Source organism: Nocardia sp. NPDC052316, from assembly GCF_044547795.1.
GTDB lineage: Bacteria > Actinomycetota > Actinomycetes > Mycobacteriales > Mycobacteriaceae > Nocardia.
Genome location: NZ_JBIUBB010000008.1, coordinates 305492 through 317080 on the forward strand (window position 1 = coordinate 305492; position 11589 = coordinate 317080).

At 67.5% G+C, this 11589-nt stretch carries 12 protein-coding genes; 11 read left to right on the forward strand and 1 reads right to left on the reverse strand.

The window, feature by feature from the left end:
* The first annotated feature begins 204 nt into the window (after window positions 1-204).
* From ACIHA7_RS36025 to ACIHA7_RS36040, 4 genes are all read left to right on the forward strand, one after another.
* Window positions 205-897 (forward strand): hypothetical protein, encoded by a 693-nt coding sequence (locus tag ACIHA7_RS36025; RefSeq protein ID WP_397295933.1) that lies wholly within the window; start codon window positions 205-207, stop codon window positions 895-897.
* A gap of 387 nt (window positions 898-1284) precedes the next feature.
* Window positions 1285-2451 carry a transcription termination factor Rho, short form gene (locus tag ACIHA7_RS36030; RefSeq protein WP_397295935.1) on the forward strand — a complete coding sequence of 389 codons (1167 nt, stop codon included), beginning with the start codon at window positions 1285-1287 and terminating at the stop codon, window positions 2449-2451.
* A gap of 76 nt (window positions 2452-2527) precedes the next feature.
* A complete protein-coding gene (locus ACIHA7_RS36035; protein WP_397295937.1) occupies window positions 2528-3745 on the forward strand; it encodes an MFS transporter in 1218 nt (405 codons plus the stop codon).
* A gap of 36 nt (window positions 3746-3781) precedes the next feature.
* Window positions 3782-4183: a PaaI family thioesterase gene (locus tag ACIHA7_RS36040; RefSeq protein WP_397295938.1), complete on the forward strand. Its 402-nt coding sequence runs from the start codon at window positions 3782-3784 to the stop codon at window positions 4181-4183.
* A gap of 69 nt (window positions 4184-4252) precedes the next feature.
* Here ACIHA7_RS36040 and ACIHA7_RS36045 read toward each other — a convergent pair whose 3' ends face one another.
* Complete coding sequence (locus tag ACIHA7_RS36045; protein WP_397295940.1) at window positions 4253-4690, reverse strand: DoxX family protein; 438 nt, start codon at window positions 4688-4690, stop codon at window positions 4253-4255.
* Between the two features lie 99 nt (window positions 4691-4789).
* Here ACIHA7_RS36045 and ACIHA7_RS36050 point away from each other — a divergent pair, with 99 nt between their 5' ends.
* The 7 genes from ACIHA7_RS36050 to ACIHA7_RS36080 all read left to right on the forward strand — a co-directional run bounded on the left by ACIHA7_RS36050 (window position 4790) and on the right by ACIHA7_RS36080 (window position 11347).
* Complete coding sequence (locus tag ACIHA7_RS36050) at window positions 4790-5380, forward strand: TetR/AcrR family transcriptional regulator (RefSeq protein WP_397295941.1); 591 nt, start codon at window positions 4790-4792, stop codon at window positions 5378-5380.
* A gap of 71 nt (window positions 5381-5451) precedes the next feature.
* A complete protein-coding gene (locus ACIHA7_RS36055; RefSeq protein ID WP_397295942.1) occupies window positions 5452-5844 on the forward strand; it encodes a hypothetical protein in 393 nt (130 codons plus the stop codon).
* 202 nt (window positions 5845-6046) lie between these two features.
* Window positions 6047-7204, forward strand: coding sequence for a sensor histidine kinase (locus tag ACIHA7_RS36060; RefSeq protein ID WP_397295943.1), 1158 nt, complete (start codon window positions 6047-6049; stop codon window positions 7202-7204).
* Window positions 7201-7872, forward strand: coding sequence for a response regulator (locus ACIHA7_RS36065; RefSeq protein ID WP_397295945.1), 672 nt, complete (start codon window positions 7201-7203; stop codon window positions 7870-7872). The genes ACIHA7_RS36060 and ACIHA7_RS36065 overlap by 4 nt, the downstream gene beginning before the upstream one ends.
* 365 nt (window positions 7873-8237) lie before the next feature.
* Window positions 8238-9536, forward strand: a complete 1299-nt coding sequence (locus ACIHA7_RS36070) for an MFS transporter (protein WP_397295975.1) — start codon at window positions 8238-8240, stop codon at window positions 9534-9536.
* Between the two features lie 283 nt (window positions 9537-9819).
* On the forward strand, window positions 9820-10494 hold the full coding sequence (locus ACIHA7_RS36075; protein ID WP_397295947.1) for a hypothetical protein: 675 nt from the start codon (window positions 9820-9822) through the stop codon (window positions 10492-10494).
* Window positions 10495-10936: 442 nt separating this feature from the next.
* On the forward strand, window positions 10937-11347 hold the full coding sequence (locus ACIHA7_RS36080; RefSeq protein WP_397295948.1) for a hypothetical protein: 411 nt from the start codon (window positions 10937-10939) through the stop codon (window positions 11345-11347).
* The last annotated feature ends 242 nt before the right edge of the window (window positions 11348-11589 follow it).

Sequence of the window (11589 nt, forward strand, 5' to 3'; positions counted from 1 at the left end):
AATGGATGCTGAAAGTTAGCTAAATGTCTGAATTTATGTTTCTTTAACACAGATCACTTCTATTTGACGCTTTTTTGGTGCCTCCTGTTACTTGCCCGAAACAAAGGACGACGAGCCTGTTCAGAGGTTCGTATTAATGGGCCGCGCCGGCTAGAGCCCCCTGAGGGCCGACGGTGCTCCTGCTGAGGAAAGTGTCTGAAAAGTATGAGGGTCAAGAAGTTTGCTGCCGCATCCACCCTGGTCATCGCGGCTATCGGGATCACGAGCGGCACCGCGTACGCGGAACCGGCCGCGCCCGCACCCGCCCCGGGGTCGACCGTGCAAACCGACATCCTGCCCGGCATCCACTACACCGCGAATGTGGTCGACAAATCGGTCGTGCTGAAGACCGACGCCGGGTCACTGACGACTCAGGGCACACAATTCCAGGTGCTGGATAATCAGGGCCGCCTGGTTGCCGGCATGCCGCTGACTTATCTCAAAGACGGCATGGAATGGCCCATTGCGGCTCAAATCGACGGTAATACCGCTACTTTCACCCCGAGTACCGACGCGGCGGACGCACACCCCGCGTCGATGCTGAAGCCGGTCAACGCGCAGGACGTCGCGGGCGCCGACTTCAACACCGCGCTGAGCACCGCGGCCACCCAGTTCGGCCTGGCCACCGCCATCGGCACCCTGGTCGGCACCATCGTCGGCGGGGCGCTCGGCTGCGTCGCGGGTGCGATCATCGGCGCTCCGCTGGTCGTGCCGACCTTCTTCGCCGGCCCGATCGGCCTGTGCATCGCAGGCGCCGGCGTCGGCATCGCGCTCGGTGCCGCGGCGGGCATGATCGTGCTCGGCGTTCCGGTCGGCATCGCCAGCGCGATCCAGTTCTACAACTCCGTGTACGGATAAACAGCACCGCATACCACCGAGGCCCGGCAGGCGACGTGTCCCCCACGTCACCTGCCGGGCTTTGTCGTACGCGGGCAGCATTCGCCCGGGTCACGGGAATATTCACCCGCCAGGGGTCGTTGAGCTTATCGCTGACGACAGTGTGTCGCAGTAGCCGCCCAGCCGGACCCCGGTGGCCGACACCATTGCGCGCCGAAGATCGAGCCTGTACTCTCGGCCACGTCTTCTACTTGTGGATGTAGCTAGTTCTCCCGCAAGAATTCTGAGATCCCTCTCCGACCCGGTCGACAGAACCGTTCCGGAATACCCCCGAGGATCTTGCTCCGCGACGCTCATCGTCGCCTGCACGGCTGCTTCGCCGTACTCACTCCTCTGTAAGGAAAACCCATGAACCCCAACACACTCAACGAAAACCCCACCGAAGGCGGCGCGGCCGAACAAGATCCGGCCCGCACCGTCACCGGCATCCTCGACCTGACCGACAACCGAGGCACCTTGCGCCTCGACGGCTACCTGCCCGGACCGGACGACATCCCCGTGCCGCAACGCCTGATCCGCGAACATCACCTGCGCCGGGGCGACTTCCTCACCGGCACAACGCAATCCGCCGGCACCAACGGAAAGCCGGCACCGCTGCGCACCGTCGACACGGTCAACGGGCAGCACCCGGACAAGATCGCACACCGGCCCGTCTTCAACGACCTGGTGCCGATCTACCCCAACGAACGCCTCCGCCTGGAAACCGAACAGCACGCCATGACCACCCGCGTCACCGACCTGGTGATGCCGATCGGCAAGGGACAGCGCGCACTCATCGTCGCGCCCCCGAAAGCGGGCAAAACCTCTGTGCTGCAAGCCATATCGCACGGCATCGCGAAGAACCACCCGGAGTGCGAGCTCATGCTCGTCCTGGTCGGCGAGCGCCCCGAGGAGGTCACGGACCTGACGAGGGCCGTCCCCGCCGACGTGGCCGCGGCCACCTTCGACCAACCCGCCCGCGAACACATCGCGGTCGCCGAACTGGCCATCGAACATGCCAAACGGCTCGTCGAAATGGGCCGCGACGTCGTCGTTCTGCTCGATTCACTGACCCGCCTCGCCCGCGCCTACAACCTGGCGAGCCCCGGCTCCGGCCGGGTGCTGTCCGGCGGCGTGGAAGCCTCCGCCCTCGCCCCGCCCAAGCGGTTCCTCGGCGCCGCCCGCAATATCGAGAACGGCGGCTCGCTCACCATCATCGCCACCGCGTTGGTGGAGACCGGCTCACTGGCCGACACCGTGATCTTCGAGGAGTACAAGGGCACCGGTAACGCTGAGCTCAAACTCGACCGCGCCGCCGCGAACCGGCGGGTCTTCCCCGCCGTTGACATCGGCCAGTCCAGCACCCGCAAGGACGAACTGCTGCTCGCACCCGACGAGCTGGCAGCGACCCACACGCTGCGCAAGACCCTCGCCACGCTGGACCCGCCGCAGGCGCTCGACCTGCTGTTGGAGGGGCTGCGCAAGTCCGAGACCAACGCCGAATTCCTCGCCCCGATGCGTGCCGGGCGCGGCTGAGCGGGTTTTCGCCCTGGATACGGTGGTGGCGTAAACCCGCCGGAGCAACGGCCGGCCCGCTGGTGCACTAGGCGCCGTGTCCACCGTTCTCACACCTTCTTCGATATCCCCCCGCCGCGCGCTGACCGGCTGGCTCGCCGTCGTCTCGGTGCTGCTGGCGATCTTCTCGCTCGTCACCGCCGAGATCCTGCCGATCGGCCTGCTCACCTCGATCGGTGCCGACTTCACCATCTCCGACGGTATGGCCGGGCTGATGATGACCATGCCCGGGCTGGTCGCCGCCGTCGCCGCACCGGTGTCGATCCTCGCCGCCGGGCGAATCGACCGGCGAATCCTGTTGTACCTGTTTATGTTTCTGCTGGTGCTGAGCAACGCACTGGTGGCAGCCGCACCGGCGTACTGGGTCGTGCTGGTGTCCAGGGTGCTGGTCGGCGTCGCCATCGGCGGATTCTGGTCCATCGCGGCCGGTCTGGCCCACCGGCTGGTACCCGAGGCCGCGGTGGGCCGGGCCAACGCGGTGATCTTCGCCGCCGTTCCGCTGGGATCCGTGCTCGGGGTGCCCGCAGGCACGTTGCTCGGCGAGATCGCGGGCTGGCGAACGACGTTCGTGGTGGTCGGGGTGCTCGCGGCCGGGGTGCTCGGCATGCTGGCGATGTTCCTGCCGCCGCTGCCCGCTCAACAGGCGACCCGAGTCGCCGTACTACGTGGGCTGCTTCGCGGAGCAGGCGTCCGATTCGCCTTGCTGGCAACATTTCTCGTAGTGCTAGCGCATTTCGGCGCCTACACCTATCTCACGCCCTTTCTCGAACAAGTCGCCCACCTCGGTCCGGGCATGGTTACCCTGCTGCTCCTGAGCTACGGCGCCGCAGGCATTCTCGGCAATTTCCTGGGCGGCGCGGCGATCGAGCGGTATCCACACGCGACCTCCGGCGGTGCCGCCGCACTATTGGCGAGTGCCACCCTCCTGCTGCCCTTGCTCGGCCAGCGACCGGCAGGTGCGCTGGTGCTCCTGATCGTCTGGGGTATCGGGTACGGCGCGGTGCCGGTGTCGTCGCAAGCCTGGTTCGCTAAGGCCGCGCCGCATACCCCGGAGGCGGCCTCGGTGCTGTTCACCGCCTCGTTTCAGGCGACGATCTCGCTGGGCGCGCTGGCCGGCGGCGTCGTGGTGGACCGCGGCTCGCCCACCGGCGTCATGCTGTGCGGCGGGCTCACGGCGACCCTGGTCATCGTCGCGGTGACCGCCCACGCCATCCGACGCGGCCGTTCGGACCGACAAGAATTACCTCACGGGTAATCGACCGGACGCACCGGATCGGGGACGATCGCGAGCATGATCGATGAGACGGGCACCGAACTGTTCCACCAAACCATGCCGTTCACCGAGCGGCTCGGTATCGAGGTGCTCGAGCACGGACCCGACCTGGTCCGCAGCCGCATAGCCTGGAACGAATCCCTGTGCACGCTGGGCGGTGTACTGCACGGCGGCGCCCTGATGTCTCTGGCGGACGCGACCGGCGCGGTATGCGCCTACCTGAATCTGCCGGAAGGCAAAGCAGGCACCACCACGGTCGAGTCGAAGACCAACTTCGTCAGAGCAGTTCGCTCCGGCTACGCCACCGCCTCGTCCACGCCGCTGCACGCGGGCCGCTCGTTCATCGTGGTGGAGACCGAAATTCGCGATGACGCGAACAAGCTCGTCGCCAAGGTGACCCAGACCCAAGCCGTGCTGTAACCCTGACCGCACAGCAGAAAGCCCGCCTGCGCAACGTCTTTCGGTGCGCAGGCGGGCTTGTCTCAGTACTCAGGCGAAGAGGACCACGCTCAGGGCGGCGATGAAGAGGGCCTGGACCAGGGCGCGCAGCGGCAGGGGCATGGTCTTGATGCCGAGGTCTGCCTTGACGGCGCGAATGTTGGCTGGGAACAGGGAGAGCAGCAGCAGGATCAGGGCTGCGGCGGCGAGTTTCGAGGTCGCGGGGATGAGCAGTCCGGCCGCGCCTGCCACTTCGAGGACGCCGGTGAGGGCGACCAGGGCGGCGGGGTTGGGCAGGTTCGGCGGCACCATTGCCACCAGCGCCTCGCGGCGCGGCGAGAGGAAGTGTGCGCTGGCGGTCAGCACGAACATGGCTGCGAGACCGAGTGCGACGGCGTGCGGCCACGAGTCGAGCCAATCGGGCCCGGCCAGCCAACCGGCGAGGCGGGCCAATGCGGTGACGACGGCGAGTACAACCAGCGGTGCCATCAGGGTCTCCTACGTTTCTAGCGATCAATCTTGACACTGGAAAGATAACGGCCCACCCGCAAACTTGTCAATGACTAGATTGTCGGGCACCATCGAGGCATGGCGAAAAGCGGCTATCACCACGGCGATCTGCGGGCGACGATCCTGTCGGCGGCCGCCGACCAGATCGCGAGCGACGGGGTCGACGCGGTATCCCTGCGCGAATTGGCCCGCCGGGCCGGCGTCTCGCACGCGGCACCCGCCCATCATTTCGGCGACCGCGCCGGGGTGCTGACGGCGCTGGCCATCGAGGGATTCGAACTGCTCGCCGCCGAGCTGACACAGGCCGGCCCCGACTTCCGCGAGGTCGCCGTCGCCTACATCCGTTTCGCACGGGAGCACCCCGGGCATTTCGACGTGATGTTCCGGCACAGCCTGTTGCGTGCCGACGATCCGCGCCTGGCCGAGGCGCGCACGAAGTCCGCCGCGGCGCTGCGCTCCGGCGTGTCCGCCATTCGGCCCGGCGACGTCGAGCAGCAGCAGGCCACCCAACTGGCCGCCTGGTCGCTGGTGCATGGTTTCGCCGCGTTGTGGCGCGAAGGGGCGCTGGATAATTCGAGCCTCGCCGACGGGGCCGACCCCGAACTCCTGGCCCGCCGCATGCTCGCCACCGTGCACTTCGACCGACCGGCAAACTCCGCCGTCCGATAGCAAATCCCGGACAACGCGCGCAGCCGCCGCGCGCGTACGGCACAGTGGGGCACCAGGATTGCGGAAAGGAGTTGGCGCCACCGCCGGTGGCCGCCGTCGACACCATGGACATCCATGCTTACCCGACCGAGTGCACCACCCCGGTGACCCGCGCCGAGGCCGAACGTCTCACCGAGCGCTACCTGTCCTTCGACGACGACGCCGGGCGCGGGATCACCAATCGGATCACCGAATTCGACAGCTGTTTCGTCGTCGTCGCCATCTTCACGCCCCCGCCGCCCACCGAAAACCGCACTCCGCCAAGCCCGCTGCCCATCGGCGGCACGGTGAGCACCATCGACAAGGCCAGCGGCGCCATCACCCTCTGGCCGACCTACCCGCCCGACGTGGTCGCCGAACACCACGCGGCGGCGGTGCGCGCCGGCCGCCTGATCATCGAGGAAAACTGGCCTGCGAGCGGCTGATCACGCCAACGCGGCGGTGATGCGTCTGCTGTCCCGCCCGGTCGGCGGTGACTGCACACCATCGAACTGGAAGCCATGACCCGCGCCCGGGGCGAATCGAGCACCGAAGTCGCAGCCTCCCAACCTCACCCGTAGGGATGAGGGCCGTATCAGCCCGGAGAGTGAGGCGTCGAAGCTCGCGGGCAGACCAGACTGAGCGCTTGTGAGGCTTACCAGTGCGGCGACCCGGACCGCGGGCGCCGTCGACGACGCGACCCGGGGCGTCATCGAACGGTTCGAGCGATTCCCGCCCGGCGCGGTCGATGCCGCGCTGACCGTGGTGATCACCGTGGCCAGCGTCGGACCCGCAGTGCTCGCGCACCAGCCGTGGTGGGTGCTCGTGCTGTCGGCGGTCGCGTCCGTGCCGGTGCTGTGGCGGCGACGCGCACCGGTCGCGGTGTTCCTTGTGGTCGGACCGGCGATCACCGTGCTCGCCTGCCTGCACGCCATGCCTGCACTCCCCTACGGCACCGTCGTCTGCGCGTACACCATCGCCGCGTACAGCCCGCGGGCGCGGCGCCGCGGCGCCTTCGTGGCAGGCGCGTTCGGCATTCTGGTCTCCCTCGTCGTCCCGCACGAGAGCCCGGACTCCTACGGCCACGCCGCCATGTCCTTCCTCACCGCCTGGGCACTCGGCACCGGAGTTCGCGCCAGGCGAGCCCAGATCGCCATGCTCGAGGAACGCGCCCGCCGACTCGACGAGCAACGCCGCGCGGCACTGGCCGGAGAACGCCTGCGGATCGCCAGGGACATGCACGACATCGTCACGCACTCGGTGGGTTCGATGATCGTGCAGGCCGAGACCGGTCCCCTGTTCACCGACCGCGAGCGGACCGACGCCACGTTCGCGAGTATCGCGGCGACCGGACGAGTTGCCGTGCAACAACTTCGGCGCACCCTCGGCGCCTTACGGAGCGAGACCGGCGATCCACCACGGCAACCCGGCATCGAGGCGATCCCCGACCTGCTCGAGCAGTCGCGGCGCGACGGACTGGCCGCCTCGCTGGACGAAGACGGGGCGCGGCGGGCAGTGCCCGACGACGTCGCCGTCACCGCGTACCGGGTGGTGCAGGAAGCATTGACCAACACCATGAAGCACGCGGACGCGACCGGCGTGCTGGTCTCGCTGCGCTGGTCAGATCAGCTGCTGACGGTGCGGGTTTCCGATGACGGCATAGGACAGAAGCGCACGAACTCCACCGGCTACGGCCTGCTCGGCATGCGCGAACGAGTCACCGGCAACGGCGGAACCCTCTGGCACGGCCACTCGGACAACGGTTTCCAGGTGCGCGCCGAACTGCCACTGGGACAGCGGAGTTGAGCGTGCGTGTGCTCGTGGTCGACGACCAGGACCTGTTCCGGGCCGGTTTCGGCATGATCCTCGACGCCCAACCGGATCTCACCGTGGTCGGCGAGGCCGCCGACGGACTGGAGGCCATCGAGAAGACTCGTGCGCTGGCCCCCGATGTGGTGGTCATGGACGTCAGGATGCCGCGCCTGGACGGCGTGGCCGCTACCCGCCGGATCTGTACCGAGACCTCAGCGAAAGTGTTGGTGCTCACCATGTTCGATGTCGACGAGTATGTCTACGATGCCCTGCGGGCCGGAGCCGGCGGGTTCCTGCTCAAAGATGCCCGCCGCGACGAGCTGGCCGACGCCGTGCGCGTCGTCGCCGCGGGCGAGGCGCTGCTGGCGCCGACGGTGACCAGGCGGCTGATCGCCGAGCTCACCGAGCGGGGACGCCCACGGCCCGAATTGGCCTGCCGTCTGGACGAACTGACCGAACGGGAGCGAGATACGTTGCGCCAGCTCGCCCGCGGCCTCTCGAACGCCGAGGTGGCCGCGGCGCTGATGGTCAGCGAGCACACGGTGAAGACCCACGTCAGCTCGGTGCTGTCGAAACTCGGTCTGCGCGATCGGGTGCAGGCGGTGGTGTTCGCCTATGAAGCGGGCTTGGTCAAGCCGGGGGCCGCCGCAGCAACCGGGTGACCCAGCGACCGAACTCGGCCGTCGGCTGCGCGAACGAGCGAGGACACCCAGCTCGGCGACTAGAACGTGCGCGAGGTGTTCATCGAACCAGCGCTGACGATTCTCGTTCCGTTATCAATCCGTGACCATCCTCACATCCACCCCCTCCGCCGCAGGTCGCGGCACTCGCAAGAGGTGGGCACACCGGGATGCCCTGTTTGCGCCGCGTGAAACGTGGGTATCGGTCTATTTCGTGCCCAGTCTCTGGTGTCAGGACCCGGAGGCGGGCCGAAACGAGGTCCGTTCAACGGGCTGGAGAGGACGCGCACGTGAGTGATGGGGACCCGGGGAGTTTTCCACTACGGCGATCGGTCGCCGCTTCCGCAATGGGCAATGCCACCGAATGGTTCGACTACGGCGTCTACGCCGCGACGGCTACCTACCTGACCGACGCTTTCTTCCCGGGCGAGTTGGGCACGCTCGGCACCATGCTCGGCTTCGCCATCTCGTTCCTGCTGCGCCCGCTCGGCGGCATGGTGTGGGGTCCGCTCGGCGACCGGATCGGCCGAAAAGCGGTGCTGGCCACCACCATTCTGCTGATGGCCGCGGCCACCGGCGCCATCGGCCTGCTGCCGACCCATGCCCAAGTCGGCGTGCTCGCGCCGATCCTGCTGATCACGCTGCGAGTCGTGCAGGGCTTCTCCACCGGCGGTGAATACGGTGGTGCTGCCACATATCTGGCCGAATGCGCCAGCGACAAGAAGCGCGGATTCCTCGGCAGTTTCCTCGAATTCGGCACGCTCGCAGGCTTCGTCGGCGGGTCGGCGACGGTGCTCGCCTGCCAGCTCGCGTTGGGCTCCAGTGCTATGCACGACTGGGGTTGGCGCATTCCGTTCCTGCTCGCCGTCCCGCTCGGCCTGGTCGGCTGGTACCTGCGGTCGAAGCTCGACGAGAGCCCGGTGTTCACCGAAGTGGCCGAGGAGGAGAACCAGCCGCCCGGCGGCCTGCGCGGCCTGCGTGAGCTGGTCACCACCTACCGGCGCGAATTGTTCACCCTCGGCGGGCTGGTCGTCGCGCTCAATGTCGTGAACTACACCCTGCTCACCTATCAGCCGACCTACCTGCAGAAAACCATCGGCATGGGCGAGTCGGACACCACCGCGATGATGTTGATCGGCCAGACGGTGATGATGCTGGTGCTGCCGTTCTTCGGCAGGCTGTCCGACCGGGTCGGCCGCCGCCCGATGTGGCTGTTCTCGCTGGTGGGCCTGGCCGCCCTGGCCGTCCCGATGTACTGGCTGATGGGCCAGGGCACCGTGTGGGCCATCACCGGCTTCGTGGTGCTCGGCCTGCTGTACGTTCCGCAGCTGGCGACCATCAGCTCCACCTTCCCGGCGATCTTCCCGACGCACGTCCGCTACGCCGGTTTCGCGCTGGCCTACAACCTCTCCACCGCCGCCTTCGGCGGCACCGCGCCACTGGTCAACGAGGCCGTCATCGAGGGGACCGGCTGGTCGCTGTTCCCCGCCGTCTACATGGTCGGCGCCAGCCTCGTCGGTCTGGTCGCCTGGTGCTTCCTCCGGGAAACCGCAGGCACCTCCCTGCGCGGCACCGAGGTTCCCGATGCGGGCGAGGACATCGCGCTCGGCTCGCTGGTTCCCGCTAAGGCGGCCATAGCTCCATAGCCGGGCACGGAACGGGGCATGACCGGGTAGCCGTTCGGTCATGTCCCGTTCACTGTCAATGATTTCGGCTGCGAGGTTTAAATTATCCGCAGTACGGGAAGAGACCCATCCGGGGTAATGGCGGGCGCAGATCAATTCGAATTCCGGCCATGTGGGCCGATGCGGTCCGCGCGTAAGTGACTTGCCTACGGTACCGACGTCCTGCTCATTTCGAAGGATCACCACTAACGTGTTGAACGTTTGATCAGCATGTACCACTTCGAAACGAGAAGGGGCTACACATATGATTTGCAAGATCGGAGCCGCGGCCGCAGGGCTGACCGCGACACTATTGCTAGCCGGTTCCGCCGGGGCGAATACATTCCAGACCGAGGATTCGGTCGGCGGATTCACCCGGGTGAGCCAGACCGAAACCGAGAACTGCCCAGAGAGCAAGAGCGGTAGCGAAGACCCGACCAAGAAGAAAAAGAAGCCGAGCGAATCCAGCCCCAGCCAGACCGATCCGAATGGTGCAGGCGGTACGAACGGCACCGGCGGCGAGAACGGCACCAGCGGCGAGAACGGCACCAGCGGCGAGAACGGCACCAGCGGCGCGAGCGACGCCAAGCCGGGCGATGGCGAACCGACCGGCCTGCCCAGTACCGGCAGCGCCGGCCTGCCCGCCCAAGGTGAGGACGAAACGCCTGCCCAGTCGACCGAGCCGACCGAGAAGTGCCCGAGCACCGGAGCTGATCAGGGCGCGGAGAACGGTGGCACCAACCCGGGCGCAGGCACCAGCCCGGGCGCAGGCACCAGCCCGGGCGCAGGCACCGGCACGAGCCCGAGTACCGGCGGCGCTCCGCGCGCGGGCGAAGGCACCGGCACGGGTGACGACACCGACACCGGAGCCGGTGCAGGCACCAGCTCGGGCGCAGGCACCGGCACCAGCCCAGGAGCAGGCACCGGCACGGTGGGCTGAAAACTGCCCTGAATTCGGCGATTTGGCTTTATCCGTGGCGACTCACTGCGGGTGCAGTCTCGCGACTGAGTAGGCGATCAGCTCGCCCACGGCGCTCACCTCGATTCGCGGCACCATCTCTCCGCAGTAGGGGTTGAACGCCGCAGCAAACCGCCCTGTTCGGCGTCGTCGTCGCGCTTCGGCGCGGCGGCGACGCGCACGGGCTTCGGCTCCGCTATCCGACGCGTTGAGCCCACCGGCATTGCAGGCCGTAACCGCCCGACAATTCGACATTTCCCCCGGAAGTAACCTCGGCCGGCCGCGCCGAAACCGACCGAATTCCCGACTTCGAACCCATTTCATACCGACCAGTTTTGCTGATTGTGATCTGAGCCACTACTGTGTTGAACGTTTGATCAGCATGTACGCATGTACCACTTCAACACGAGAAGGGGCTACACACATGAATCGGATCATCGCAGCCGCGGCCGCCGCAGGAGCGACCGCAACACTGCTCTTCACCGGCGTCGCCGGTGCCAGCGCCTACCAGCCCGCCCCGCCGCAGGGCGGTGCTCAGGGTGGCGCACAAGGCGGCACGCAAGGTGGCGTCCAAACCCCACAGGGTGGCGCACAGGGCGGAGCGCAGGGTGGCGCCCAAGGCGGCGCCCAGGCTCCCGGTGGCGCGCAAGGCGGCGCAGAAGGTGGCGCACAGGGCGGCGTCCAAACCCCGCAGGGCGGGGCGCAAGGTGGTGCGCAAGGCGGCGCACAAGGCAACACGCCGCCGATACCTCAGGTCCCGAACATGCCGCAGCTGCCCCAGATCCCGAACGTGCCGCAGTTGCCCCAGCTGCCCCAGATTCCGGGCTTCGGCTAATCCTCGCTAGGCCTGGTGCGATTCCGCATCGAACAGCCGATCGGTTCACCGACGCATTTCTCGACATTCCGCATCACCGCCCCAGCGGTGGAATGGATTGTCCGATGCCGACGCGAAGCCAGAACTGTTCATCGTCGTGGGGGCGCCCCCCCCCCCGCCCCCCCCCCCCCCCCCAAAACCCCCCATGGTCTGTGTGTGGCCGCACCACGGCCGCTCCCCCCAACAAAAGGGTGGGCGGGCGT

Coding starts and splice junctions, on each gene's coding strand:
- ACIHA7_RS36045 (WP_397295940.1), bottom strand. CDS start 4,690: ATGGCACCGCTGGTTGTACTCGCCGTCGTCACCGCATTGGCCCGCCTC.
- ACIHA7_RS36070 (WP_397295975.1), top strand. CDS start 8,238: ATGGGCAATGCCACCGAATGGTTCGACTACGGCGTCTACGCCGCGACG.
- ACIHA7_RS36040 (WP_397295938.1), top strand. CDS start 3,782: ATGATCGATGAGACGGGCACCGAACTGTTCCACCAAACCATGCCGTTC.
- ACIHA7_RS36075 (WP_397295947.1), top strand. CDS start 9,820: ATGATTTGCAAGATCGGAGCCGCGGCCGCAGGGCTGACCGCGACACTA.
- ACIHA7_RS36050 (WP_397295941.1), top strand. CDS start 4,790: ATGGCGAAAAGCGGCTATCACCACGGCGATCTGCGGGCGACGATCCTG.
- ACIHA7_RS36030 (WP_397295935.1), top strand. CDS start 1,285: ATGAACCCCAACACACTCAACGAAAACCCCACCGAAGGCGGCGCGGCC.
- ACIHA7_RS36025 (WP_397295933.1), top strand. CDS start 205: ATGAGGGTCAAGAAGTTTGCTGCCGCATCCACCCTGGTCATCGCGGCT.
- ACIHA7_RS36080 (WP_397295948.1), top strand. CDS start 10,937: ATGAATCGGATCATCGCAGCCGCGGCCGCCGCAGGAGCGACCGCAACA.